Origin of the sequence: Oleisolibacter albus, assembly GCF_003336875.1 — a bacterium.
GTDB lineage: Bacteria > Pseudomonadota > Alphaproteobacteria > Azospirillales > Azospirillaceae > Niveispirillum > Niveispirillum album.
This window is the reverse complement of sequence record NZ_QGNJ01000013.1, coordinates 79,975-104,240: the sequence shown is the minus strand read 5'-3', so window position 1 is coordinate 104,240 and position 24,266 is coordinate 79,975. Positions and strand designations below refer to the sequence as shown.

The 24,266-nt window shown below is 68.1% G+C and carries 22 protein-coding genes; 15 read left to right on the top strand and 7 right to left on the bottom strand.

All coding sequences use genetic code 11. The annotated features are described in order from the left end of the window. The first annotated feature begins 856 nt into the window (after nt 1–856). From DK368_RS16715 to DK368_RS16705, 3 genes are read left to right on the top strand one after another with little or no spacing between them, the layout of a single operon-like run. Nucleotides 857–1,459, top strand: a complete 603-nt coding sequence (locus DK368_RS16715; protein ID WP_114395115.1) for a hypothetical protein — start codon at nt 857–859, stop codon at nt 1,457–1,459. After that, on the top strand, nt 1,395–2,303 hold the full coding sequence (locus DK368_RS16710) for a response regulator transcription factor (protein ID WP_114395114.1): 909 nt from the start codon (nt 1,395–1,397) through the stop codon (nt 2,301–2,303). Before DK368_RS16715 ends, DK368_RS16710 begins: the two co-directional genes overlap by 65 nt. Next, the gene (locus tag DK368_RS16705) at nt 2,300–3,850 is read left to right on the top strand and encodes a sensor histidine kinase (protein ID WP_114395113.1); all 1,551 of its coding nucleotides are present in this window, start codon (nt 2,300–2,302) and stop codon (nt 3,848–3,850) included. Before DK368_RS16710 ends, DK368_RS16705 begins: the two co-directional genes overlap by 4 nt. Nucleotides 3,851–3,878: 28 nt before the next feature. Here DK368_RS16705 and DK368_RS16700 read toward each other — a convergent pair whose 3' ends face one another. Further along, entirely contained in the window at nt 3,879–6,410 is a 2,532-nt protein-coding gene (locus DK368_RS16700; protein ID WP_114395112.1) for a cation:proton antiporter, read from the bottom strand. Between the two features lie 300 nt (nt 6,411–6,710). Here DK368_RS16700 and DK368_RS16695 point away from each other — a divergent pair, with 300 nt between their 5' ends. After that, entirely contained in the window at nt 6,711–8,972 is a 2,262-nt protein-coding gene (locus DK368_RS16695; RefSeq protein ID WP_162306071.1) for a putative bifunctional diguanylate cyclase/phosphodiesterase, read from the top strand. Here the strand turns inward: DK368_RS16695 and DK368_RS16690 are convergent. Continuing rightward, nucleotides 8,959–9,894 (bottom strand): LysR family transcriptional regulator, encoded by a 936-nt coding sequence (locus tag DK368_RS16690; protein WP_114395110.1) that lies wholly within the window; start codon nt 9,892–9,894, stop codon nt 8,959–8,961. The genes DK368_RS16695 and DK368_RS16690 overlap by 14 nt on opposite strands. Nucleotides 9,895–10,081: 187 nt before the next feature. On the opposite strand from DK368_RS16690, the gene wrbA reads away from it, so the two are divergent. From wrbA to DK368_RS16675, 3 genes are all read left to right on the top strand, one after another. Further along, entirely contained in the window at nt 10,082–10,684 is a 603-nt protein-coding gene (wrbA, locus tag DK368_RS16685; protein WP_114395146.1) for an NAD(P)H:quinone oxidoreductase, read from the top strand. A gap of 119 nt (nt 10,685–10,803) precedes the next feature. After that, nucleotides 10,804–11,514, top strand: a complete 711-nt coding sequence (locus tag DK368_RS16680) for a pirin family protein (protein WP_114395109.1) — start codon at nt 10,804–10,806, stop codon at nt 11,512–11,514. 160 nt (nt 11,515–11,674) lie between these two features. Beyond that, on the top strand, nt 11,675–12,064 hold the full coding sequence (locus tag DK368_RS16675; protein ID WP_114395108.1) for a DUF423 domain-containing protein: 390 nt from the start codon (nt 11,675–11,677) through the stop codon (nt 12,062–12,064). Between the two features lie 12 nt (nt 12,065–12,076). Here DK368_RS16675 and DK368_RS16670 read toward each other — a convergent pair whose 3' ends face one another. After that, the gene (locus DK368_RS16670) at nt 12,077–12,421 is read right to left on the bottom strand and encodes an ArsR/SmtB family transcription factor (protein WP_114395107.1); all 345 of its coding nucleotides are present in this window, start codon (nt 12,419–12,421) and stop codon (nt 12,077–12,079) included. 96 nt (nt 12,422–12,517) lie between these two features. Between DK368_RS16670 and DK368_RS16665 the strand changes: the two genes are divergently transcribed. The 5 genes from DK368_RS16665 to dxs all read left to right on the top strand — a co-directional run bounded on the left by DK368_RS16665 (nt 12,518) and on the right by dxs (nt 17,073). Continuing rightward, complete coding sequence (locus tag DK368_RS16665) at nt 12,518–12,751, top strand: sulfurtransferase TusA family protein (RefSeq protein ID WP_114395106.1); 234 nt, start codon at nt 12,518–12,520, stop codon at nt 12,749–12,751. Nucleotides 12,752–12,865: 114 nt separating this feature from the next. Next, on the top strand, nt 12,866–13,795 hold the full coding sequence (locus DK368_RS16660) for a histone deacetylase family protein (RefSeq protein WP_114395105.1): 930 nt from the start codon (nt 12,866–12,868) through the stop codon (nt 13,793–13,795). A gap of 146 nt (nt 13,796–13,941) precedes the next feature. Beyond that, nucleotides 13,942–14,193: an exodeoxyribonuclease VII small subunit gene (locus tag DK368_RS16655; RefSeq protein WP_114395104.1), complete on the top strand. Its 252-nt coding sequence runs from the start codon at nt 13,942–13,944 to the stop codon at nt 14,191–14,193. Nucleotides 14,194–14,231: 38 nt separating this feature from the next. Beyond that, the gene (locus DK368_RS16650) at nt 14,232–15,131 is read left to right on the top strand and encodes a polyprenyl synthetase family protein (protein WP_114395103.1); all 900 of its coding nucleotides are present in this window, start codon (nt 14,232–14,234) and stop codon (nt 15,129–15,131) included. Nucleotides 15,132–15,150: 19 nt separating this feature from the next. After that, nucleotides 15,151–17,073 (top strand): 1-deoxy-D-xylulose-5-phosphate synthase, encoded by a 1,923-nt coding sequence (dxs, locus tag DK368_RS16645; protein ID WP_114395102.1) that lies wholly within the window; start codon nt 15,151–15,153, stop codon nt 17,071–17,073. A gap of 53 nt (nt 17,074–17,126) precedes the next feature. On the opposite strand, the gene DK368_RS16640 is transcribed toward dxs, so the two are convergent. Together DK368_RS16640 and DK368_RS16635 are read right to left on the bottom strand one after the other, a co-directional pair. After that, nucleotides 17,127–18,512, bottom strand: coding sequence for a nucleotidyl cyclase domain-containing protein (locus DK368_RS16640; protein WP_114395101.1), 1,386 nt, complete (start codon nt 18,510–18,512; stop codon nt 17,127–17,129). A 259-nt stretch (nt 18,513–18,771) separates the two neighbouring features. After that, complete coding sequence (locus DK368_RS16635) at nt 18,772–18,909, bottom strand: entericidin A/B family lipoprotein (protein ID WP_114395100.1); 138 nt, start codon at nt 18,907–18,909, stop codon at nt 18,772–18,774. Between the two features lie 60 nt (nt 18,910–18,969). Here DK368_RS16635 and DK368_RS16630 point away from each other — a divergent pair, with 60 nt between their 5' ends. After that, nucleotides 18,970–19,719 (top strand): TlyA family RNA methyltransferase, encoded by a 750-nt coding sequence (locus DK368_RS16630; RefSeq protein ID WP_114395099.1) that lies wholly within the window; start codon nt 18,970–18,972, stop codon nt 19,717–19,719. A gap of 39 nt (nt 19,720–19,758) precedes the next feature. Here the strand turns inward: DK368_RS16630 and sppA are convergent, their stop codons facing one another. Beyond that, entirely contained in the window at nt 19,759–21,597 is a 1,839-nt protein-coding gene (gene sppA, locus DK368_RS16625) for a signal peptide peptidase SppA (RefSeq protein WP_114395098.1), read from the bottom strand. 193 nt (nt 21,598–21,790) lie between these two features. On the opposite strand from sppA, the gene pabB reads away from it, so the two are divergent. Together pabB and DK368_RS16615 are read left to right on the top strand one after the other, a co-directional pair. Continuing rightward, nucleotides 21,791–23,254 (top strand): aminodeoxychorismate synthase component I, encoded by a 1,464-nt coding sequence (gene pabB, locus DK368_RS16620; protein ID WP_114395145.1) that lies wholly within the window; start codon nt 21,791–21,793, stop codon nt 23,252–23,254. Further along, entirely contained in the window at nt 23,251–23,997 is a 747-nt protein-coding gene (locus DK368_RS16615; protein ID WP_114395097.1) for an aminotransferase class IV, read from the top strand. Before pabB ends, DK368_RS16615 begins: the two co-directional genes overlap by 4 nt. Before the next feature lie 76 nt (nt 23,998–24,073). Here DK368_RS16615 and DK368_RS16610 read toward each other — a convergent pair whose 3' ends face one another. Then, complete coding sequence (locus DK368_RS16610) at nt 24,074–24,265, bottom strand: YbdD/YjiX family protein (RefSeq protein WP_114395096.1); 192 nt, start codon at nt 24,263–24,265, stop codon at nt 24,074–24,076. Nucleotide 24,266: the final 1 nt, after the last annotated feature.

The following is a 24,266-nucleotide window of genomic DNA, read 5'->3' as shown; positions in this document are numbered from 1 at the left end:
ACAGGGCGGACGCCCCCTCCAGAAAGCACCGTCCGGGGGCTGGTCTTCCGGCGGACACGCGGCCGGATCTGTTGCGGCAAAGCCACCGCCCTTCGTGGGACACCCAAGGCTTGTGCCCATCCGGCTGGGGCCGGCTACAGCGGCTGAAAGACGGCGGGTGTGCCATGCATGCCCGCCGTCTTCCGTTGTGAGGGGTGCCGCCGTGCGGCTGGCCATGGGGGCCGCTGCACGGTTGCGGGTGTGAGGCGGCCGGGTATGCCGAATGCCGCAATCCTTTCCGTTACTATTTCCGGCACCATGTCCGGTCGGCGCCTTCCCTGGGCCGGGGCTCGGGGTGTGCCCGGCATGCACTGTCCGGATCTGGGCAGGGGACAAGGACCGATCCGACCGGGTTTCCCCCAGGCTGTCCCGCCCCCGCGGTCCGGCGCGTCGCCCTTTGCCGTGATGGCCTGCCTGTCGCCGGCAGCGCAGTACGACGGGGCGCCGGGCCAAAATCCCACCAGCCACGTCCTTGCCACAGGTCGGTCATACCCTGGTCCCGATTTACCGGTCGGATGCAAGCCCACACCCGTTCCTGTCTTCATTCCGTCTTCGAAACAACACAGATAATACCAATTTCCAGACAATTTCGGGCGGGCGCTGGGAAAAGGGGGTAGGGCGGGTTTTCTTAACCCGCCATTCACCATCGGGGCCATTTTTTGACCTTGGAAAGCGCGCGGAAAGTGACCGGTTTTTGCGACAGACCAGTCCGCTTTCTGCCTCGGATGCCGGCCTGGATGCCGGTCGGTGATGTCAGACGGTGAAGATGGAGGAGGGTCGGCCCGTGGTTGATCTGGCGGACAGTGGCGGAAGGGCGATGGCACGGGGGACCGGTCGCGGTCCACGCCCGGCCGGCGTCGAGGCGCTGGCCGCCCGGAGCGTGCAGGGGTTGTCGGCCTGTGTCCTGACGCTGCTGGTCTCCGCCGGGCTGCTGGTGGCCTGCGCCGACCGCACCCTGTCGGTCGCCGTGCCGCCGGCGGCGCCCGTGGCCAAGCCGAAGACGCTGGCGCCCTCGCTGGCCGAGGCGCCGATCCCGCGCAGCAAGCCCAGCGCGCTGGCGCGGCTCGGGACCACCGGCCCGGCGGAGACCAAGCCGGCGGCCATGGCCGCCGCGCTGCCCTTGCCGTTGCCGCGGCCGACGCCGCAGTTCGACCCGCATGGTCTGGTGGGCCTGACCGAACAGGAAACCCTGCGCCTGCTGGGCCAGCCCACCGATGTGGAGGAAAGCCCGCCGGCCAAGACCTGGCGTTATGCCGGTGACCGATGTGACCTGCGCGTTCATCTGTTCATGGAGATGACGACGCGGAGCTTCCGAACCCTGTCCTACGACCTCAGCAGCACGGACGAGAACCCCGATGTCGATCAGCAGCACTGTCTTGCCGAACTCGTCGCTCAAGCCTGGAGACCGGGCCAGCAGTGAGCCGCCCGTGGCGCGCGTGGCCCTGGTGGATGACGACGACCTGTTTCGGGAATCACTGGGCCTGAACCTGGCCGATGAGGGCTTCGAGGTGGTGCCCTTCGACCGCGGCCATACCGCCCTGGATTATTTCAGCAATGGCGGCAGCGCCGATCTGATCCTGCTGGACTGGCGCATGCCGCGCATGGACGGGATCGAGACGCTGCGGCAGCTGCGCGCCCGCAATATCGACATTCCCGTGATCTTCCTGACCGTGCTGTCGGACCAGATCTATGAGGAAACCGCGCTGGGTGGCGGGGCCGTGGATTTCGTCGAGAAGTCCCGGTCGCTGCCGATCCTGCTGAAGCGCATGCAGTTGATCGTCCAGGGGCGCAAGCCTGGCCTGGATGACGGTCCGCTGTCGGTTAGCCCCGGAGCGCCGGAGGCGGCCGTGGGCACCATCTTCCGCCGTGGCCCGCTGGAGCTGCGGATCGAGGTGGCGCGGGCCCTGTGGAACGGGACCCGGATCGACCTGACCCTGACCGAGTTCAACATCGTCAAGCTGATGGCGACGCGGGCCGGCGAGGACGTCTCCTACCGGGATCTCTACGATCTGGTGCATGGCAAGGATTTCGTGGCGGGCTACGGCCCGGCCGGCTACCGCGCCAATGTCCGGGCCTTCATCAAGCGCATCCGCCACAAGTTCCGTTCGGTGGATGGCAGCTTCGACGAGATCGAGAACTATCCCGGCTTCGGCTATCGCTGGTCGGACCGCTATGCCGCCGAGACCATCGCTGCATCGGCGGGTTCCGCCAGCAGTCCCCACGGTGCTTCCCCCGGCGGCCCCGTTGCCCGGGATCGTGCATGAGCGGTGGCGGCAAGGGCTGGGGCCGCGGTCGGCTGCGTGCGGGGCGCTGGCTGCTGCGGTCCCTGGCCACCCGGCTTATCATCGTGCTGCTGGTCTTCCTGACGGTGCCGCTGCTGGTCTATGAGCAGTTCCGCGGGGCCGATCTGGAAAAGCAGGCCCTGCTCTTGCGCAGCGCCCAGCAGCAGGGGCAGCTGATCGCCCGCGCCCTGGAGCCCCTGCTGGCCGGCGTCGATTCCAAGTCGCTAATGAAGCTGGGCGAACGGCTTCAGCCCTATGCCGACGCGGACACCAGCGTCCGCCTGCTGCTGCGGCCCGGCAATGCCGGGGGACGCACGGGCGAGGGCTTCTTCTACGTGGCCTCGGCGCCGGCCGTTCCCACAGCGGCCCTGGACCTGGAACGGGAGCGGCTGATGGAGCAAGGCCTGCTTCTGCGGCTCGCCGTCTCCTGCGCCGGCGATCAGCCGCTGGCCATCCCGGTCCCGCGGGAGAGCGGTGGCATCGACCTGCTGACTTCGATCACCCCGATCAAGACCGCCATGGGCTGCTGGGCGGTGGTGACCTCGCACACCGCGGCCGCCTATTACAATGCCGGGGCCGGCCGCCCCTATTGGCGGACGCCGGAGGTGCAGGCGGCGAGCCTGATCTATGTGGCCATGGCGGCCCTGGTCCTGCTGCTGCTGCTGGAATTGTGGCGCAATCTGCGCCGCTTCGGCGAGCTGGCGCGGGATATCGTGCTGCACCGGTCCCCCTCCGGCAGCTTCGCCGCCCAGAACAGCGTGCCCGAACTGGCCCCGGTGGCCGAGGATTTCGACCGGCTGGTGGCAACCCTGCACAACTCCGCCGCCAATCTGCGGCGCGCGGCCGAGGACAATGCCCATGCCTTCAAGACGCCCATCGCCGTCATCCGCCAGTCGCTGGAACCGCTGAAGCGGCTGATCCCGCCCGAGGATGCCCGTGGGCGCCGGGCGCTGGACATGATCGAGGGATCGGTGGAGCGCCTGGACGGCCTGGTCAGCTTCGCCCGCCGCATGGACGAGACCCAGGCCGACCTGCTGGAGCCGCCGCGGCAGCGCGTGGACCTGTCGGCCCTGCTGGACCGGGTGCTGCAGGGCTATCGCGGCCTGTTGGAGGAGCGGGCGGTGGATCTGGCCGGGCGCATCGAGGCCGGCGTGGTGGTGCGGGCCGGCGAGGACCTGCTGGAGACCATCATCGAGAATGTGGTCGACAACGCCATCAGCTTCTCCCCCTCCGGCAGCGTCCTGCGCGTGACCCTGCGGCGCGACCAGGGGGAGGCCCTGCTCAGTGTCGATGATGAGGGGCCGGGCGTGGACCAGGCCAGCCTGGACAAGATCTTCGAGCGTTATTTCTCGCAACGGCAGCCGGCGCTGGGGCCGGCTGCGCCCGCTGCCGGCGGTGATGATGGCATGCCCCATTACGGCATCGGCCTCTGGATCGTGCGCCGCAATGTGGAGGCCGTGGGCGGACGGGTCGAGGCCGTGAACCGCCCGGCCGGCGGGCTTTCCATGCGCATCCACCTGCCGGCCTGACAGGGCGGGACCGGGCCGCCGGCCGTGGTCAGGCCGCCGGCTTGGCGCCCGGCAGCCGTCGGGCGATGATGGCGTTGATATGGGCCCTGAGGTCGGCGTCACCGTCATACAGGCGGCGGAAATCCCGGCGGTCCAGCACCAGCACCCGGCAATAGGCGATGGCCTCCACATCGGCATTGCGGGGCTGGTCCAGCACCAGCGCCATCTCACCGAAGAAATCGCCGGTGCCCAGCCGGACCGGGGCGCTGAGGCCGGGAACGCGGACGGCGACGGCGCCGGAGGAGATGAAGAACATGGCATCCCCCCGCTCACCCTTGCGCACGATGGCCTCGCCGGGCACATAGAGCCGCGGTGTCAGCAACCGCTCGATCCGCTTCAGCCGCTCCGGGTCCAGATCGGCGAACAGGGGCACGCGCGCCACCAGATCCGCGGTCGCCAGCCCCAGATCCAGGCGCGGCGGACGCTCGGCATCGAGCCAGCGCCGGCGGATGTCCCGTTCCAGATCCTTGTAGACCTCTCGGCTGATCAGCGACTCGTCATAGAGCGATTTCAGCGTGCGCTCCTCATAGCGGAGCCCCGCCCGCAGCAGGTAGCGCGCCTGCACCTCGGCCAGATAGGCCGGATATTGCAGGCGCATGGCATCCATGGCGTGTTGCAGCCCCTCCATCCGCGTCTGCAGCACCTCGGCCAGGATGGTGCCGACCTCGCGCCCCAGCATGGGGGACAGGCGGTCGGTCACGAAGGATTGCAGCTCCTCCAGGGTGAAGCGCTGAGCCACCAGTTCGGAAAAGCGCTCCGACAGGCGGGCGGCCAGGGGGCGTTCCCACCCGGTCTGCCGCTGCAGCCACAGGCTGAAGCGGATGCTGGGCGACAGCCGCAGCATGCGGCGGGTGACCCGCTCGTAGCCGGCACGGCCACCGGTCTTCACCCCGTCCTGCAACCGGCCGGCGGCGGCGATCAGGGTCTGCACCGTCAGGCGTGACAGCACGCCCTCCTTGAAGTGGGTGAGGTAGCGCTCCTCTTCGCGCAGGGCCAGGGTGGAGAGGCCGACATAGACCCGGTCCTCCACCGACAGGGCGCCATAGCGCTGCTCCAGATCCACATGCTCCTGCGCCAGGGCGGCGCCACGCTCCAGCAGCGGTTCCAGTGCCGGCTGCGGGTCAACACCGAACTTGACGGCGATGGCCTCCACCTCGGTGCGCACGGTGCCCAGTGACAGTCCCTGCGCCCGGTTGCGCAGGGCCATGTCCACCGGCGTCAACCGGTCGAGACGCAACAGCTTCATCAGCGGGCGCAGCGTGGTGCCCTGGACGAACAGGGTGAACAGCACATACCCCGTGACCACCACGGCCACCATCTCCTGTGTGCCGTCTGGCACCCGCCGGTTTTCGGACACGGCCAGGGCCAGGGCCAGGGACACGGCGCCGCGCAGGCCGCCCCACAGCATCACGGCCTTGTACGGATGGCTGATATGGTCGGCGGCCCCCAGGGCCGTAAGGCCCGGCAGCAGCCCGTAGATCACCAGGGCGCGGGCGACGGTGGCCCCGGCGATCAGCGCGGCCAGCAGGACGAGATGTCCCCAGGTGGCATTGGCCAGTGTCGGCGGGATCAGCATGGCCGCCAGGATGAAGATCAATGAACTGGCCCAGAAGCCCAGCTGTCCCCAGACCTGTTCCAGCCCCGCCCAGCTTTCCGGGCTGATGCGGGTCCGCCCCTCGGCCGCCAGCACCAGCCCCGCCGTCACCACGGCGACGACGCCGGACACATGCAGGTAATGTTCGCCGGCGATGAAGGTGAGATAGGCGAGGCTGACGGTCAGGGTGATTTCCGAGCGCGCCTGATTGCGCAGCGGGGTCACGACCCAGCCCACCAGTTTGCCGAAGGCCCAGCCCAGGCTGACGCCGCCCAGGAATTTCAACAGGAAATCGCCGCTGGCCGCCACCACATCGATGGCCTTGCCGGCGGTGAGAATGCCCACCAGCAGCGAGAACAGCACGATGGCGGCGGCATCGTTGAACAGGCTTTCCCCCTCCACCAGGATGGAGAGGCGGCGGGGGGCACCGACATCGCGGAAGATCCCGACCACGGCGGCCGGGTCCGTGGTGGCGATGATGGCCGCCAGCAGCAGGCAGACCGTCAGCATGTGCCCGCTGCCGCTGCCATGCCAGAGCCACCAGCCCCCCCACATGGCGAAACCGCCGACGATGGTGGTCATCAGCACGGCCACCACGGCCAGCAGCAGGATGGGGCCGAAATCATCGAGAAGGCGCCGAACATCGATCGACAGCGCCGTTTCGAACAGCAGCACCGGCAGGAACAGGTAGAGGAAGGCCGAGGAGGACAGTTCCAGATCACCCGTGGCGCGCAGGAAGTCGCCCATGGCCCCCATGCCTTCTGGGGGGCCGCGCCCGACCGTGGCCTGGGCCAGGCCCAGTGCAACGCCGACGGCCGCCAGCAGCACGGTGTAGGGCAGCCGCAGCCGCTGGGCCAGGGGAGGCAGCAGGCTGATCAGGGCCAGGAGCCCCGCGACCGCGAGCAAGGTGTAGACGAGGTTGGCCATGGTCGCGAGAGACATCCGTGCCGGCGCCGATGAGACCCGCCGTCGCTGCGGGTGAGGTGATGACGGGACCCTATCGCTGTGCCACAGCGGGAACAAGCCGGCTGACGCGCCGCCCCCGCCAATCGCGCTGACGCCCACGGGGCATCGGGCCACTGCCGGGCCTTTGAAGCTGTCGGGCCTTTGAAAAGGTCCCTGACCTGATATGAATGCAACCGTGGGTGAATGATGCGGGGGCATCATAGTCGGCGACAAGGGGGCGCGGGTTTGCTATCACGAGCCGATGCAAAGGTGACCGGGCCCATGGCCGCAGATCTGATGGACTATGCTGAGGAACCGCCGGCGGCACCAGTTTCTGCTGCCGCCCCCTGGACGGTTCTGATCGTCGATGATGACGTTGGCGTGCATACGGCGACACGGCTCGCCCTGCGCCGGTTCAGCTTCCACGGACGGGGTCTGCATTTCCTCAGCGCCTATTCGGCGGTCGAAGGGCGGGCGCTGCTGGAGGCCCATCCGGAAACGGCGCTGATCCTGCTCGACGTCGTCATGGAGACCGAGGATGCCGGGCTGGATCTGGTACAGCAGATCCGGGACGATCTGCGCAATCCGCTGGTGCGCATCATCCTGCGGACCGGCCAGCCCGGACAGGCTCCCGAACGCGAGGTGGTGGCCCGCTACGACATCAATGATTACAAGGCGAAGGATGAACTGACGGCGACCCGGCTGTGGACCTCGGTCCTGACAGCCTTGCGTGCCTATGATCAGCTCCACGTCATCGAGGCGCATGGCCAGGCCATGGCCAAGGTGATGGGGGCCACGGCCCGGCTGCTGGCGGAGCGCTCCCTGTCCGGCTTCACGGCCCTGCTGGCGGACAGTCTGCGGGGGCTGGTCGGCAGCGAGCCGGTGCTGCTGCTGGTCCGGGCCGACCTGATGGCCGGAACACCGGTGGGCGAACCGCGTGTCCTCGGTGGCATCATTCCGGGGGATACGGCCGAAACGCTGCAGGGATTGCCCCTTTGCTCTCCCGTGCTGGCGGGGATGCGTGATCCGGTCATGGAGGCGCTGGTCCAGGCCCGCTCCCTTCAGGGACCGGGCTGGCTGTCCACCCATGCCCAGCTGACGCCGGACACGGCTCTGGTCATCTATGTCGGTTGGACCATGGAGCCCCTGGCGCTGGAAGCGCCGCTGATGCAGCTGTTCGCGCGCACCGCCATGGCCGGGCTGGAGGCGGTGCTGCTGCTGGAGCAACTGGCCGAGGATCGCACGCATGACCGCGCCACCGGCCTGCTGAACCGGACAGGGCTGGCATCGACGCTGGATGCCCTTCTGGTGGGGCGGGAAGCGGCCACCCCCTTCGCCGTCATCGTCATCGATCTGCTGCGGTTCCGCGACATCAACCAGGAACTGGGCGTGGCCTGGGGGGATCGGCTGCTGCTGCTGACGGCGGAGCGGTTGCAGGCCGCCAGCAGCCGGCTTGGCCCCCAGGTCCGCTGTGGGCGCATCGGCGGCGACCAGTTCGCCGTCCTGCTGCCGGGCGCGACGCTGGCAGAGGCGCGGCACCAGACTCAGACCCTGCTCCAGGCCCTGACCGCGCCTGTGGAACTGGCCGGCAAGGAGATCCACCCGCTGGTGACGCCCGGTCTGGCCTGGTCGGCCGGCCGGGACTGCCATGCCGAGGAGCTGGTGGCGCGGGCGGAAGAGAGCCTGCAACGGTCGAAGCGTGCCCATGGCCGGCTGGTCGAGGTGGTCATCGGCTCGACGCCGGAGCCGGGGCGGCTGGGACTCTCCATCGAACTCAATGCGGCATTGCGGCAGAACCAGTTCGAACTCTATTACCAGCCGATCGTGGCGGCCGAAACGCGTGCGGTCGTGGCCTTCGAGGCGCTGGTGCGCTGGCATCACCCCGTCCGGGGCATGATCGCCCCCGTGGCCTTCATCCCCACGGCCGAGGAAACCGGCCTGATCGTGCCGCTGGGAAGCTGGGTCATCCGGCAGGCCGCCCTGCAGACGGCGGCCTGGAACCGCGATGCCGGCCGCCGGGTCTGGGTTTCGGTCAACATCTCGGCGGCACAGCTGGCGGAGCCGGGCTTCCTTGATGGGGTGCAGGCGGTGATCGCCGAGAGCGGGGTCGATCCGACCCTGCTGAAGCTGGAGGTGACGGAGAGCACCATCATCGGTGCTCCGACCTATGCCGCCGAAATCCTCAGCGGCCTGCGCGACCTGGGCATCCGCCTGTGCATGGATGATTTCGGCACCGGCTATTCCAACCTGTCCTATCTCCAGACCCTGCCGTTCGACTTCCTGAAGGTGGACCGGGCCTTCGTCCAGAGCATGATCGACCGCTATGAGAGCCGGACCATCCTGCGCACCATGATGGCCCTGGCCCAGCAGCTCGACCTGGAGGTGGTGGCGGAAGGGGTGGAGCTGCCGGAACAGGCCGATGAACTGACCCGGCTCGGCTGCCAGTTCCTGCAGGGCTATCTGTTCGGCAGGCCGATGCCGGCCGGTGCTGCCGGTGCGCTGATTGCCGCTGCGCCGGGTGCGGCGCCGCTCACCCTCCCTTGAGCACGGTCAGGCCGCTGTCCCAATAGGGGACGGGGCCGAATTTGCCGGCGAGGAAATCGACGAAGGCCCGGACCTTCGGGCTGAGATGGCGGTTGGCGGGATAGACCGCATGCATGGCGGAGTCCGGTCCGGTCCAGTCCAGCAGCAGGGGCACCAGCCGGCCATCCGCCAGCTCATCGCCGATGATGAAGGTGGGCAGATGCACCAGCCCCTGGCCGGCGATGGCGGCTTCGCGCAGCATGTCGCCATTGTTGACGCGCAGCCGGCCATGGACGCGCACCGTGCGGGTTTCCTCCGCTCCCGGTGCCGTCCGGAACGACCAGAGGTCGGGCGTCGGCATGTTGGTGTAGAGCAGGCAGTCGCGGCCCGCGATATCATCCGGTGTCTGCGGTGCCCCATGCTTTTCGAGATAGGCAGGACTGGCGCAGAGCACGGCCCGGATCGGGCAGATCCGCCGGGCGATCAGGGAACTGTCCTTCAGCCGGCCGATGCGCACCGCCAGATCGTAGCCTTCGTCGACCAGGTCGACGAAGCGGTCGGATACATCCATCTCGACCTGGACCTCGGGGTACTGGTCGAGAAAGGCAGCCACGACCGGAGCCAGATGACGCAGACCGAAGGACATGGGGGCCGCCACCCGCAGCAGGCCGCGGGGAGCCTGCCGTTCATTGGCGACGGCGGATTCCGCCTCGTCCAGTTCGGCCAGGATCTGGGCCACCCGCTCGAAGAAGCTCTGGCCCACCGGTGTCAGGCTGATGCTGCGGGTCGTCCGGTTCAGCAGGCGGGCACCCAGCCGTCCCTCCAGCTCGGCGATGCGGCGGCTGGCGGCCGATTTCGACAGGTTCAGCTTGTCCGCGGCGCGGGTGAAACTCCGTGTTTCGGCCACCAGGGTGAAGAGTCTGAGGTCCTCCAGCTTGTCCATGGTGCCCAGTCGCCATTGTTCTGTTCGGTGAAACGATCCGATGCGAATGTCGGCGATTATCGGAGGAATGGCAACGCGCTATCTCTAGGGCCACCGGTGAACGACACCGATCCAAGGAAACGCCCCGGCGTTTCCCGAGACGCAGACGGAGCGCCACGGCGCGCCCCACAAAAGCAGGAGACCGATGATGACCAAGGTTCTGGTTCTCTATTATTCCAGCTACGGCCATATCGAGGCCATGGCCTCGGCCGTGGCCGAGGGCGCCCGGTCCGTTGCGGGGACCGAGGTCGTCGTCAAGCGCGTGCCGGAACTGGTGCCGGACGAGATCGCCAAGCGCAGCGGCATGAAGCTGGACCAGCAGGCCCCCATCGCCAGCCCGACGGAGCTGGTGGACTATGACGCCATCATCATCGGCACCCCGACGCGCTATGGCCGCATGGCCTCGCAGATGGCCAACTTCTGGGACCAGACCGGCGGTCTGTGGGCCAAGGGCGCGCTGATCGGCAAGGTCGGCAGTGTCTTCGCCAGCACCGCCTCGCAGCATGGCGGCCAGGAAAGCACCATCCTGACCACCCTGCCCATGCTGATGCATCACGGCATGGTCGTGGTCGGCCTGCCCTATTCCTTCGCCGGTCAGGGCGGGCTGGATGAGGTCAAGGGCGGCACGCCCTATGGCGCCACCACCCTGGCCGACGCCGACGGCAGCCGCAAGCCCAGCGCCGTGGAACTGGATGGCGCCCGCTTCCAGGGTGCCCATGTGGCCAAGATCGCGGCCAAGCTGAAGGGCTGAGGCTGCGGATCAGGGCGGACGGGTGCGGCCCGACCGGTCCGTTCCGCCCTTTGATGCGTGCAACAGGACCGCCCGCCGGCTGCCAGTCCGGGGCCGGGGGCGGGGCCAAGGAGGGTATCATGATCGAACGCCGTTCGCTGTCGAGCCTGGGCAACGCCCATTTCGGCTGGCTCGACGCCAAACACCATTTCAGCTTCGGCCATTACCGTGATCCGAACCGGATGCAGTGGGGGCCGCTGCGGGTGTGGAATGACGACACCATCGCCGCCGGCACCGGGTTCGACCCGCATCCGCACCGCGACATGGAAATCATCACCTATGTCCGCCAGGGCGCCATCACCCACCAGGATTTCCTGGGCAATGAGGGGCGCACGGAAGCAGGCGACGTGCAGGTGATGAGTGCCGGCACCGGCATCGTCCATGCCGAGTACAACCGGGAGCCGGGTGTGACCCAGATCTTCCAGATCTGGATCATCCCCAACAAGGCCGGCGTGGAGCCGCGCTGGGAGGCCCGCAAGTTTCCCAAGGGCGACAAGGCCGGACAGCTGGTGGTCCTGGCCGGCGGCCGGCCGGGTGACGCCGAGAAGGGCGCCCTGATGATCCATCAGGACGCGGCCATCCTGGGGGCGACCCTGCCCAAGGGCAGCATCGTCACCCATGAGCTGGGCCGGCGTCTGGCCTATCTGGTGCCGGCCCGCGGCCGGGTGAAGGTCAACGGCGTGGAGATCGATGCCCGTGACGGCGCCGCCATCCGCGACGAGGCGGTGCTGACCATCGAGGCGCTGGACGAGGCCGAGATCCTGCTGGCCGATCTGCCGGCGGCGGCCTGACCAGCCGGGGCCGGGGAAAGGCCCTTTTCCCCGGCCCCTTCTTCTGGAAAACTGGCGACGGGCCGGCATCTCCTGCATGGGGATTCCGGCCCGTTCCGTTGTCCGGCCCAGGCCCTGCCCTCTGGGGACCGGAGACGCCTGTGCAAGAAGGTCCCCCGCGATGTCCGATCGGTCCACCCGTGCCCTGCTGCTGGCCGCCGGCCTGTTCGGCGCCATCGCGGTCGGCTGTGGCGCCTATGCCTCCCACGGTCTGGGACCGGTGAAGGGCCAGCGGGCGGTGGAGCTGTGGACCACGGCCAGCCACTATCAGATGGTGCATGCCCTGGCCATCGCCGCCATCGTCGCGCTCCGGAGGGCTGCCGTGCGCGGGCCGCTGCTGCCGGCGGGCATCCTGTTCGCTGTCGGCTGCCTGCTGTTCCCCGGTGCGCTTTACCTGCTGGGATGGTTCGGCCCCAGTGCCCTGGGGATGGTGGCGCCGGTTGGCGGCCTATCCTTCATCGGTGGCTGGCTCTGTCTGGCCGTCGCCGGTCTGGTCCGGCATCCCGGTTGAGGCGGGTGCGCCTCAGCGCGTCGACAGCGGCTGACTGTCAGGCTTGGCCTTGTCATCAGTGCCGGCCCCGCAGAACAGACTGTGGAGGGCGGTCATGACGACCTCTGCCTGATGTCCGTCCAGGCGGTAGTAGATGGTCTGTGCGCTCCGTCGGGTTCTGACCAGACCATCCAGGCGCAGGCGGGCGAGGTGCTGGCTCAATGCCGACTGCGACAGACCCAGCAGCCGTTCCAGTGCGCTGACGGAATGTTCCCCCCCGGCCAGATGGCAGAGGATCTCCAGACGTCGTTCATTGGCCATGGCCTTGAGCAGGATACTGGCGCGCCGTGCGTTGACTCTAAGTTCGTGCGGGTCCATGTCGAAGCAATCTTGGCCTGTCCTGACGGGCGTCAAGCGCTTAGCCGAAATTTTTCATATATTTTTAACTTTTTTGCGCATGCCGAGGAGACGGCGATGGCCGATCAGGAAATCGCACTGGACTGCACGGGTCTGATCTGTCCGCTGCCTGTGCTGCGGGCCCGCAAGCGGCTGAAGGATCTGCCGCCGGGCGGCGTGCTGCTTGTGACCGCCACGGACAAGGCGGCACCGCGGGATTTCGACACCTGGTGCAAGGAAACCGGGCACCTGTTGCTGGAAAGCCGGGATGAGGGGGGCGTCTATACGCTGCGCATCCGCAAAGAGGGATGAGCCGGCAAGCCGGGATCAGTCGGTTCGATGTGCGGCCGTGACGATTTCCCATGAAACTCATGCGGGATTGGAAGAGAATGGACCCTGGAGGAAACCCGAAGAAGAACGGACTGCATGAACACGGCGCTGTTTTCCCATCCCGCCTGCCTGGAGCATGATACGGGGGAGGAGCATCCCGAGTGCCCGGCCCGCCTGCGCGCCGTTCTGGCCGCGCTGGAGGACGAGAACTTCATGTTCCTCGACCGCCGCGACGCCCCGTTGGCAACACGGGCGCAGTTGGAGCGCGTCCACCCGGCGGCCCATGTGGCCGAGGTGCTGGACGGCATACCGGTCCAGGGCATCCGCAGTATCGATGAGGACACCGTGATCTCTCCCGGATCGGGGGAAGCGGCCTTGCGGGCGGCGGGCGCGGTGGTTGCCGCCGTGGACGCGGTGTGCGGCGGAGAGATCCGCAACGCCTTCTGTGCCGTGCGGCCGCCGGGGCACCATGCCGAACCGGACAAGTCCATGGGGTTCTGCCTGTTCAACAATGTGGCCGTGGGCGCGGCCCATGCCCGGGCCGTGCATGGGCTGAAGCGGATCGCCATCATTGATTTCGACGTGCATCACGGCAACGGCACCCAGAGCTTCGTCGAGCACGATCCCGACCTGCTCTATGCTTCCACCCATCAATGGCCGCTTTATCCGGGGACCGGTTCCGTCAAGGAGCGGGGGGACTTCGACAATGTGGTCAATGCCTGCCTGCCGCCCATGGCGGCCAGCCCGGAATTCCGCCATGCCGTGCAGTTGCAGCTGCTGCCGCGGCTGGATGCCTTCCGCCCGGAACTGGTGCTGATTTCCGCCGGATTCGATGGCCATTCCCGCGATCCCCTGGGCGGTTTGCACCTGACCGAGGCTGATTTCGCCTGGATCACGACCAAGCTGGGGGAAATCGCCGACCGGCATGCACAGGGGCGCCTGGTTTCCTGTCTGGAAGGAGGGTACGACCTGCGGGCGCTAGCAAGCTGCGCCGCGGCCCATGTCAAGGCGCTGATGGCGGTCTGATGCGGCCGGGCAGAAGGGGGAGGTAAAGGGCGACAGCATTTCCCCATATCATTTCCCTGGGGTCCAATATTTCCCTGGGGCACAATGCTTGAATAGGCGCGGTTCCGGTCCTACAGTCCGCCGTTCCGATGACGTCACGGCATATCATGACAGATCAGAACCTTCCGCCCGATGTTGCGGCCCTGAGTTTCGAGGATGCCCTTGCCGAACTGGAGCGCATCGTGCGCCAGTTGGAAGAGGGGAAGGCCAAGCTGGACGACGCCATCCGCTTCTATGAGCGCGGCACGCTGTTGAAGCGCCATTGTGAGCTGAAGCTGCGGGAGGCGCAGGCCAAGGTCGACCGCATCACCGTGTCGGCTGATGGCGCGCTGGGGTTAGAGCCTGCGCGTCTGGACTGATCCGCCCGTTCCTGCCCCCTTGTGACCGGACCCCTTGCATGCCGAGCCTGCCAAAGACCCTGACAGCCGCCATGGCGGACACCGTGGAACAGGTGGAAGCCGCCATCGACGTGCTGCTGCCGAAGGCCGACCTGATGGAGGCCCGGCTGTTCGATGCCATGCGCTATGGCTGCCTGGGCGGCGGCAAGCGGCTGCGGCCCTTCCTGGTGATGGAAAGCGCCCGCATGTTCGGGGTGGCGCCGGCCTGTGCCCTGCGCACGGCGGCGGCGGTGGAGTTCATCCACTGCTACAGCCTGATCCATGACGATCTGCCGGCCATGGATGACAGCCCGCTGCGCCGCGGCCGCAAGACGGTGCATCTCCAGTTCGACGAGGCGACGGCCATCCTGGCCGGCGACGCCCTGCTGACGGCGGCCTTCGAGGTGCTGGCCGATCCGGAGACCCATGAGGACCCGCAGGTCCGGTGCAGGCTGGTGGCGGCCCTGTCCCGGGCTGCCGGCGCCCGCGGCATGGTCGGCGGCCAGATGCTGGATCTGATCGCCGAGAGCACCCCCTTCGACATCGGTGCCATCACCCGGCTGCAGCGCATGAAGACCGGCGACATCATCGCCTTCTCGGCCGCTGCCGGCGCCATCCTCGGCAAGGCCAGCCCGGCGCACCTGCACGCGCTGCAGGCCTATGCCCATGATCTGGGGCTGGCGTTCCAGATCGCGGACGACCTGCTGGATGTGGAAGGCACGGAGGATGAGACCGGCAAGGCTGTCGGCCGCGATGTTGCCGCGGGAAAGGCAACATTCGTCTCTATTTTAGGGGTAGACCGGGCGAAGGCCCAGGCTCGCCGTTTGGCGGACCAGGCGGCTGGGCACCTGGACATTTTCGGTTCACGCGCAGATATGCTGAAAGAAGTCGCCCGCTTCGTCGTCGAGCGGCGATCATAAACCGGGGGAGTGTTGAGGAATGGGTCAGTCGAAGACCCCGCTGCTGGATCAGGTGCGGGTTCCGGCCGATTTGCGCCGGTTGCCCCCGTCCCAGCTGCGGCAGCTGGCGGAAGAACTCCGTCAGGAGACCATCGACGCCGTTTCCGTGACCGGTGGTCATCTGGGAGCCGGTCTCGGTGTCGTCGAGCTGACGGTGGCCATCCATTACGTCTTCAACACGCCCGCCGACCGGTTGATCTGGGATGTGGGGCACCAGTGCTATCCGCACAAGATCATCACCGGCCGCCGCGACCGTATCCGCACCCTGCGCATGGGCGGCGGCCTGTCCGGATTCACCAAGCGGGCCGAGAGCGAGTATGACCCGTTCGGCGCGGCCCACAGCTCCACCAGCATTTCCGCCGGCCTGGGCATGGCCGTGGCCCGCGACAAGGCCGGAGCCAGGAACAATGTCATCGCCGTCATCGGTGACGGCGCGTTGAGCGCCGGCATGGCCTATGAGGCCATGAACAATGCCGGGGCGCTGGCTTCGCGGCTGGTGGTCATCCTCAACGACAACGACATGTCGATCGCGCCGCCGGTGGGGGCGCTCAGTGCCTATCTGTCCCGGCTGATCTCGTCGAAATCCTATCGCGGCCTGCGCGATATCGGCCGCCAGGTGGCCGAGCATCTGCCGCGGCCACTGCTGAACGCCGCCCGGCGGGCCGAGGAATATGCCCGTGGCATGGTCACCGGCGGCACCCTGTTCGAGGAGCTGGGCTTCTACTATGTCGGCCCCATCGACGGGCACAATCTCGACCATCTGGTCCCGATCCTGGAGAATGTGCGCGACGATCCCCATGGCGGCCCGGTGCTGATCCATTGCGTCACGCAGAAGGGCAAGGGCTATGCCCCGGCGGAGGCCAGTGCCGACAAGCTGCACGCTGTCACCAAGTTCGACGTCATCACCGGCACCCAGGCCAAGCCCAAGGCCAATGCCCCCAGCTACACCCGCGTCTTCGCCGAAAGCCTGGTCAAGGAGGCGCAGAAGGACGAGCGCGTGCTGGCGGTGACCGCCGCCATGCCGTCCGGGACCGGGCTGGATCTGTTCGAGAAAGCCTTTCCCGACCGCATGTATGATGTGGCCATCGCCGAGCAGCATGCCGTGACCTTCGCGGCCGGTCTGGCGGCGGAGGGCTACAAGCCGTTCTGCGCCATCTATTCCACCTTCCTGCAGCGCGCCTATGACCAGGTGGTGCATGATGTCTGCATCCAGAACCTGCCGGTGCGCTTCGCCATCGACCGGGCCGGGCTGGTGGGGTCGGACGGTGCCACCCATGCCGGCGCCTTCGATGTGGCCTATCTCGGCTGCCTGCCCAACATGGTGCTGATGGCCGCCGCCGACGAGGCCGAACTGGTGCATATGGTGGCCACCTGTGCCGCCTATGATGCCGGCCCGATCGCCGTGCGCTATCCGCGTGGCGAGGGTGTGGGCGTGGATATGCCGGAGCAGGGCGTGCCGCTGGAGATCGGCAAGGGCCGCGTCCTGCGCCAGGGCAGCAAGATCGCCATCCTGTCGCTGGGCACCCGTCTGGCCGAGGCCATGAAGGCAGCCGAGGATCTGGCCGCCCGCGGCCTGTCCACCACGGTGGCCGATGCCCGCTTCGCCAAGCCCCTGGACGAGGATCTGGTCCGCCGGCTGGTGGCCGACCATGAGGTGCTGATCACCATCGAGGAAGGCTCCATCGGCGGATTCGGCAGCTTCGTGCTGCACTTCCTGGCCCATGAGGGATTGCTGGATCATGGCTGCAAGGTCCGGCCGATGGTGCTGCCGGACCAGTTCCAGGACCATGATTCGCCCTACAAGCAGTATGAGGAAGCGGGCCTCAATGCCCGGCACATCGTTGCCACGGCCCTGAAGGCGCTGGGCATCGACACAGCCGGCAGCGCGACCGCCCGGGCCTGAGATCGCAGCAGCCGCAGGCCTCGGAGCCGGGGGCTGGTGCCCCCGGCCGTCGGTCAGTGTGCCTCGGCCAGACGTTGGCGCAGGTCGTCGGCGGTGAACCGGGCCATATGGCTGGGGAATTCCTGGGCCGGCCCGACAGCCGGACCGTGAATGAAGAGGATCCCCGCCTCCTGCAGCAGCAGCGCCGTCTCCGGCGCCCTGATATCACCGATATAGGTCAGAAGCTTGGCCTTCTGGGCTGACGCGGCCATGCGCTGGGCCTCGGCCGGGCTCAGGTCCCGTTGCTGGACAAAAGGAAGATCCGTGCCCACCCCGTTGATGCCGGCCGCCGCGAACACCTGCAGATTGGCACTGCGCGGATCGGCATTGGCCATGATGATGCGGCTGTAGGGCTTGAGCGCACTGACGATTTCCGCCAGACGCCCCACGGGGATGCCGATGGGCAGACCCACCAGGACAAACATGATGTAGCGCAGCAGATGCCGCGGAATGCTGTGGCAGTGGGCCAGATAGGTCTGCCGCCGGGTGGCGGAGGCCATGGTCTCGAAATGCAGCGGCAGCACCAGCATCAGCCGGAAGCGGTTGCGGTGCAGGTCATCGACGGTGGCGATGCTCTCATCGAGGCCCAGCAGGTCGAGCGCCAGACACTGGTCGCCATTGTCGGGCTGGGACAGGATGTCATAGCCCCAGGTGCCACCGCCATCCCGGCCCCGCCGATGGGGGCGGCAGAGATAGGCGGAAATCGCCTTGTGCTGCGTGTCCCAGATCGGCTGGTACCACATCTCCACGCCGGTCAAATCGGCCGGGGTGGAGGCGGGGACGAGGGACATGCCGGACATGGCCATGTCCGGGGATGGCAGGGTGCCGGTCGCCTCCAGCGCGTCGTCGTCCCGACGCGGGGCATCGGACAACAGCTCGGCCAGGCTGTGCCGTTCGACCAGGGTGCTGCCGCCGACCTTCATGATCATGGTTTCCACCGTGACATGGGCGGCGTCGGGATCGCCCAGCAACAGCGTATGCAACTGTTCCACCAACTTGGCGCAGACCAGCTGGGCCTGTTGCTTGCCCAGCGTGGCGAAGACGATGACATAGTTCTCGTCGCCCAGGCGGAACCAGATGTCATGCTCCCCGGCCGACTGCTGGATCAGCCGCTCGGTCAGGCCCTGGACCCGGTGCAGGACCAGGGGCCAGCGGGGGCCGAGCCGGGCCTTCAGCGTGTCGAAGCCGATGAGATGCATGCCCACGGCCGCCCGGGAGCCGCCGGCCAGCATGCGTTTCAGCCGGGTCTGCATCTCGACGGGCAACGGGTCGACCATGGTGGGAGCCCCGGCCCCCCGGACGGTCACGCCGGGGCCGTGAGGCGGCTTGTCCTCGCTGAGGACATCCACGAGCCAACGCGACAGGTTGGCGGCCGCTGTGGAGATTGGTGCCCAGCTCATGGCAACACCTCCTCCTCCATTCCGTTCCTATTGAAATTATTTAGGCGTAATTTCAGGAAAGAAATGACGATTCGGATTGCCTATCCCGGAGGTTATGTTCGAAACGGGCGCGATGCCCGACACCCTGGGTGCGGCGCCCCAACAGGATCATGGGGTCCGGATCATGATGTCGGGGGCTGTCCGTCGCGCGGGCCTTGACCGGGCCGTTCCCCGCAGGACAGCCCACACCGCGCCATTTGACGGCGGGGATGCGAACGGACTACTTCTTGCCTTTCTCGCCGGCGCCCTGGATGGCCTCGCCGGCCTTCTCGATGTCCTTGCCGATGCCGGACACCGTGTTGCAGGCGCTGAGGCCCAGGAGGGCCAGCAGCAGGGCACAGGTCAGGATACGCATCATCTTGTTCCGATCCCTCGGGACTCGCCTCTTTCCGCTTCAGATACCACGAAGTTGCAAAGCATGTCCAAGCAGCCAAAAGTGAGAGTCGATCAGGCGCTGGTGGAGCGGGGGCTGGCCGAAAGCCGTGCCAAGGCCCAGGCACTGGTCCTGGCCGGGCTGGTCTATGCCGATACGCGCCGCATCGACAAGGCCGGGGACATGGTCGCTGCCGATCTGGCCCTGACCGTGAAGGGCCAGGACCATCCCTGGGTCAGCCGGGGCGGGTTGAAGCTGGTCAAGGGGCTGGACCAGTTCAGCCTCGACCCCACGGGTCTGGTCGCCCTGGATGTGGGCGCCTCCACCGGTGGCTTCACCGATGTGCTGCTGAGTCGCGGGGCGGCCAAGGTCTATGCCGTGGATGTGGGGCACGGCCAGTTGGCCTGGAAGCTGCGGGAAGATCCGCGGGTGGTGGTCATGGAGAAGACCAACGCCCGCCACCTGACCGCGGAGCAGGTGCCCGATCCCATCGACCTGGTGGTCTGCGATGCCAGCTTCATCGGGCTGGAGACGGTGCTGCCGGCCCCGCTGGGACTGACGCGGCCGGGCGCGCATCTGGTCGCCCTGATCAAGCCGCAGTTCGAGGTGGGCAAGGGCCGGGTCGGCAAGGGCGGCGTCGTGCGCGAGCCGGAACTGCATCAGGAAGTGTGCGAGCGCATCACCGGCTGGCTGTCCGGATTGCCGGGCTGGCGGGTGCTGGGGGTCACGGAGAGCCCCATCACCGGCCCGGAGGGGAACAAGGAGTTCCTGATCGCCGGCGTGCGCGAGGCCTGAAGCCGGGCCGGGGACGGCGAGGCCGTCCCCGGTTGTCGGTCAGTTGGTGGCGAGCGTCAGCGGCGGCATCAGCAGCACGGTCTCGTCGAAGCTGCGCTGGCGCAGCACCGGGGCCAGCGGAGCCAGCACGGGCCGCAGATCGGCCAGGGCCTGGGCGCCGAGATGGCGGCTGACCGACTGCATCACGCTTTCTTCCGACTCGTCACCCGAAGCCAGGGCCATCAGGGTCTGCAGCGGATTCTTCGGCCGGGGCAGTGGCAGAACGGCCAGCGGTGCCGTTTCCGGCAGGCCCAGCAGGTCACGGACCTGCTTCAGCGCCACATCATACCCGCCCAGGGCGTCGACCAGCCCCAGCTCCTTGGCCTGCCGGCCGGTATAGACCCGGCCGCGGGCGATCTGCTCCACCTTCTCCAGCGGCAGCTGCCGGCCTTCGGACACGCCACGCAGGAAGCCGGCATAGGTGCTGTCCAGCTGGGCATTCAGCCGCTCCAGCTGCGAGGGGGTGAAGGGATCGTTGCCCGACCACATGCCGGCATTGCGGCCGCGGCTGATCGGGGCCGTGCTGACGCCGACCATGTCCATCAGCCCCTTGGCCACGATCTTGCCCGCCACCACACCGATGGAGCCGGTGATGGTGCCGGGCTGGGCAACGATGCGGTCGGCCCCCATGGAGACCCAGTAGCCACCGGATGCGGCCACATCGGCCATGGAGACGACCACCGGCTTTCCGGCGGCGCGGGCCTTCTGCACCTGACGGCGGACCACCTCGGACGCCACGGCCGAGCCGCCGGGGCTGTCGACACGGAACAGGATGGCCTTGACGTCGGGATCGTCGATGGCGCTCTCGAAGGCCCGGGCCACGGCGGTGGCACCGAAGCTCGCCTCTCCCGACAGCGGGTCCACCTCGGAGCCGCCGCGGACAATGGCGCCGCTGCCGACGATCAGTGCCACCACCGGCGCGTCGGCCGGCGGCGAGGGCGGGGCGGCCTCGCGGTAGGTCAGCAGCCCGATCAGGCCGTCGCGGCTTCCAGCCTTCTGTGCGGCGGGATGGGGGGCGGCCTTGCCGAGGCCGGCCCGCTCGCGGGCGCTGTCCACCGCCTCGTCCCAGTAGCCGAGCCGGTCGATCAGTTTGGCCTCCACCGCTTCCTTGTCCAGCAGCGGTGCCCGGTCGACGGCGGCGCGGACACTGTCCGGCGGCAGAGAGCGGCTGGCGGAGACGCCGGCCAGCCATTGCTCGAACAGGTCACCCACCAGGCTCTCCGTCGCCTCGCGGTTGGCAGCCGACGGCTCCTTGCGGGTGTAGCTCTCGGCGAAGCTCTTGTACTCCTTGCGCTGTTCGAACTGCGGCTCCACCGCCAGCTTGTCCAGCGTTCCGCGGTAGAAGGGCAGTTCGGCCCGCATGCCGGTGATGGACAGGTCGCCCAGCGGCTGCAGCCAGACCTCGTCGAAGGCGCTGGCCAGATAATAGGCCTGCATGCCGGTGCCGGTCTCACCGAAGGTTTCGGCATGGGCGATGGCGAACTTGCCGGCCTTGCGGAAGCGGTCGATGGCGTCGCGCAGTTCCTGGGTCGTGGCCAGCGAATGGGAACTGTCGCCGACCCGCGCCACCAGGCCTTTGATGCGCGGGTCCTTGGCCGCGGCGTTCAGGGCGCCGACCACGTCGCTGATCGTGGCGGATTGCTGGCCCAGCAGGGCGGAGACAGGATCGTTGGCATGGCCCTGGCTCAAGGAGCGGCCGAAATCGAAGCTCAACACCATGGTGTCCGGCAGCGGCGCCGGCTTTCCCGGCATGAAGGAGACAACCAGAGCCACCAGCCCGCCGATCAGCAGGACCGACAGGATGCCGATCACGGCGAAGATGCGAAGAATCACGCGCATGGAGACAACCGCCTCTAGAAAGTCCGGTGCGGCCCAAGCCGCAGCGCGCCTACTTAGCCACAGCGGGGGATCAGGCGCCAGTCCGCACAGCCCCTGGCGCGAGGCGCCACTGCAACCCGCCGGGCCGCAACCGGCTGCGCCGTAACCGGCTGGATGGTTGTTGCCGGTCCGGCGGCGGTCTATGGTCCGCGCCATGATCTGCCTACCCGTCGTCCTGCCCCTGCCGTTCCGAGATCCGGCCGATGCCGCCCAGGCGCTGGCCGGCCTGCCGGGGACCATGCTGCTGGACGGAGCCGCCGGTGGCGGACGGGGGCGGTTCAGTGCCGTCTGTGCCGACCCCTTCGCCTGGATCGAAGCGGACGGCGGCAGCGTGCGGGTGGATGGCACGCCGGTGACGGGCGATCCGTTCCATGTGCTGGAGCGGCTGCTGTCCGTCCACACCCGTCCGGCCCTGCCGGCCCTGCCGCCCTTCCAGGGCGGGGCCGTCGGTTTCCTCGGCTATGAGGCCGGGATCTGGCTGGAGCGGCTGCCGGTTCCACGGCGCCGGGGGCTGCCGCTGCCCGATCTGGCCATCGGGCTTTATGATACGGTGGCCCTGTTCGACCACCATGCCCGACAGGCCTGGGTGGTCAGCGGTGGCGAGCGGGAGCGGGACCCGCGCCGCCGCCCGGACGAAGCCGCCCGGCGCGCGGCCGCGCTGGCGCAGCGCCTGTCATCGCCTGTTGCGCCGGATAGGGATGACGAGGCCTGTCTGCTGGCGGCACCCGGCTGGCGGGCCGAACTGACGCCGGGCGCCTATGCCGCGGCGCTGGGCCGGCTGCTGGCCTATATCCGCGCCGGCGACATCTATCAGGCCAACCTGACACAGCGGTTCCTGGCCCGTCTGGCCGCGGACGCGACCCCCTGGCAGGTCTATCGGCGGCTGCGGCCGCGGACGGCGGCGCCCTTCAGTGCGTTCCTCAATCTGGGGCAGGGACGGGCCATCGCCTCCGGTTCTCCGGAGCGTTTCCTGGCCCTGTCGGCGGATGGCCGGATCGAGACGCGGCCGATCAAGGGTACCCGTCCACGCGGGACGACACCGGTGGAAGACGATGCCTTGGCGGCGGAGCTTCTGGGCAGTGAGAAGGACCGGGCCGAAAATCTCATGATCGTCGACCTGCTGCGCAACGACCTGTCGCGGGTGGCGGAGGTCGGCAGCGTGCGGGTGCCCCAGCTCTGGGGGCTGGAGAGCTACAGGACCGTGCATCATCTGGTTTCGGTGGTGGAGGGGCGTCTGCGTCCCGGTTTCGGGGTCGTGGATCTGCTGCGCGCCGCTTTTCCCGGCGGCTCCATTACCGGGGCGCCGAAGATCCGGGCCATGGAGATCATCCATGAGCTGGAACCGGCACGGCGCGGCCCCTATTGCGGGTCCGTGGCCTGGATCGGCTGGGATGGGGCCATGGACAGTTCCATCATCATCCGGACGCTGGCCATGGCCCCGGGAGACGATGGGCGGATCCAGGTCCAGGCGCAGGCAGGCGGCGGCATTGTCGCCGACAGCGACGCGGTGTCGGAGTATGAGGAAAGCCTGACGAAGGTACGGGCATTGCTGGTGGCGCTCGACCCGGCCATGGCATGGCCGCCGGTGTCGGGTGAGGAAGGGGTGGAAGCGGCATGACGGTGGTCTGGCATAACGGGAGTCTGGTTCCGGCGCAGTCCTTGCGCATCGATCCCTTCGACCGCGGATTCACCCTGGGCGATGGGCTGTTCGAGACCATCCGGGTACAGGACCGGACCGGGCAAAGGCTGGAGGCGCATTTCCTTCGTCTGCGGGCCGGGGCCAGATTGCTGGACCTGGATATTCCGGCCACGGACGAGATCCTGGCCGATGCGGTGGACGCGGTGGCTGCGGCCAACGGGCTGGAGGCGGCGGCCGTGCGCCTGACGCTGACGGCCGGGCCGGGACCACGCGGCCTGCTGCGCCCCGCCAATCCCATGCCGACCCTGCTGCTGACGGCCAGCCCGCTGCCCGGGCCATTACCGCCGGCCCGGCTGGTGGTAGCGCGCAATACCTGCCGCAACGAGAAGAGCCCGCTCAGCCGGGTGAAAAGCCTGAACTATCTCGACGGCATCCTGGCGCGCCAGGAGGCGGCCCGCCGGGGCGCGGACGATGCCGTCATGCTGAACACACAAGGTCGGGTGGCGGAAACCAGTTCCTCCAATATCTTCCTGCAGATCGACGGGACCTGGGTGACGCCGCCGGTGGCCGAGGGTGCCCTGCCGGGCACCATGCGCGCCACCCTGGCGGAAGCCTGGAGCGCGGAGTCCCGGCCGGTGACCGTGGCGGATCTGCTGCGGGCCGACGCCATCCTGCTGACCACGGCGCTGGGCATGCGCGAGGTGGCGGAGGTCATCGAATAGGGAGAGCCGGATTCCGGCAAGAAAAAGGGCCCGGAACGATCCGGGCCCTTGCAGGCTGTCGGTCGGTCTTCGCCGGTCAGCAGCAGCGGTTCACCCCGCTCCAGCGCCGGTCCAGTTCCGACAGGTAGAACGCTTCCCGGTCCAGCGGTGGCTGGTCCGGGTGCGTCTCGGCGTGACGGGCCAGATAGCTTTCGTAGGCGTTGTCACCGGAAACCTCCCGCAGGACGGTCCAGGCGGAGCGCAGAAAGCTGGCAGGTCCCGCCATCATG

What these genes read in the sequence shown, in the direction of transcription:
- DK368_RS16715 (WP_114395115.1), top strand. Translation starts at nt 857, where the DNA reads ATGGCACGGGGGACCGGTCGCGGTCCACGCCCGGCCGGCGTCGAGGCG.
- DK368_RS16710 (WP_114395114.1), top strand. Translation starts at nt 1,395, where the DNA reads ATGTCGATCAGCAGCACTGTCTTGCCGAACTCGTCGCTCAAGCCTGGA.
- DK368_RS16705 (WP_114395113.1), top strand. Translation starts at nt 2,300, where the DNA reads ATGAGCGGTGGCGGCAAGGGCTGGGGCCGCGGTCGGCTGCGTGCGGGG.
- DK368_RS16700 (WP_114395112.1), bottom strand. Translation starts at nt 6,410, where the DNA reads ATGGCCAACCTCGTCTACACCTTGCTCGCGGTCGCGGGGCTCCTGGCC.
- DK368_RS16695 (WP_162306071.1), top strand. Translation starts at nt 6,711, where the DNA reads ATGGCCGCAGATCTGATGGACTATGCTGAGGAACCGCCGGCGGCACCA.
- DK368_RS16690 (WP_114395110.1), bottom strand. Translation starts at nt 9,894, where the DNA reads ATGGACAAGCTGGAGGACCTCAGACTCTTCACCCTGGTGGCCGAAACA.
- wrbA (WP_114395146.1), top strand. Translation starts at nt 10,082, where the DNA reads ATGACCAAGGTTCTGGTTCTCTATTATTCCAGCTACGGCCATATCGAG.
- DK368_RS16680 (WP_114395109.1), top strand. Translation starts at nt 10,804, where the DNA reads ATGATCGAACGCCGTTCGCTGTCGAGCCTGGGCAACGCCCATTTCGGC.
- DK368_RS16675 (WP_114395108.1), top strand. Translation starts at nt 11,675, where the DNA reads ATGTCCGATCGGTCCACCCGTGCCCTGCTGCTGGCCGCCGGCCTGTTC.
- DK368_RS16670 (WP_114395107.1), bottom strand. Translation starts at nt 12,421, where the DNA reads ATGGACCCGCACGAACTTAGAGTCAACGCACGGCGCGCCAGTATCCTG.
- DK368_RS16665 (WP_114395106.1), top strand. Translation starts at nt 12,518, where the DNA reads ATGGCCGATCAGGAAATCGCACTGGACTGCACGGGTCTGATCTGTCCG.
- DK368_RS16660 (WP_114395105.1), top strand. Translation starts at nt 12,866, where the DNA reads ATGAACACGGCGCTGTTTTCCCATCCCGCCTGCCTGGAGCATGATACG.
- DK368_RS16655 (WP_114395104.1), top strand. Translation starts at nt 13,942, where the DNA reads ATGACAGATCAGAACCTTCCGCCCGATGTTGCGGCCCTGAGTTTCGAG.
- DK368_RS16650 (WP_114395103.1), top strand. Translation starts at nt 14,232, where the DNA reads ATGCCGAGCCTGCCAAAGACCCTGACAGCCGCCATGGCGGACACCGTG.
- dxs (WP_114395102.1), top strand. Translation starts at nt 15,151, where the DNA reads ATGGGTCAGTCGAAGACCCCGCTGCTGGATCAGGTGCGGGTTCCGGCC.
- DK368_RS16640 (WP_114395101.1), bottom strand. Translation starts at nt 18,512, where the DNA reads ATGAGCTGGGCACCAATCTCCACAGCGGCCGCCAACCTGTCGCGTTGG.
- DK368_RS16635 (WP_114395100.1), bottom strand. Translation starts at nt 18,909, where the DNA reads ATGATGCGTATCCTGACCTGTGCCCTGCTGCTGGCCCTCCTGGGCCTC.
- DK368_RS16630 (WP_114395099.1), top strand. Translation starts at nt 18,970, where the DNA reads ATGTCCAAGCAGCCAAAAGTGAGAGTCGATCAGGCGCTGGTGGAGCGG.
- sppA (WP_114395098.1), bottom strand. Translation starts at nt 21,597, where the DNA reads ATGCGCGTGATTCTTCGCATCTTCGCCGTGATCGGCATCCTGTCGGTC.
- pabB (WP_114395145.1), top strand. Translation starts at nt 21,791, where the DNA reads ATGATCTGCCTACCCGTCGTCCTGCCCCTGCCGTTCCGAGATCCGGCC.
- DK368_RS16615 (WP_114395097.1), top strand. Translation starts at nt 23,251, where the DNA reads ATGACGGTGGTCTGGCATAACGGGAGTCTGGTTCCGGCGCAGTCCTTG.
- DK368_RS16610 (WP_114395096.1), bottom strand. Translation starts at nt 24,265, where the DNA reads ATGATGGCGGGACCTGCCAGCTTTCTGCGCTCCGCCTGGACCGTCCTG.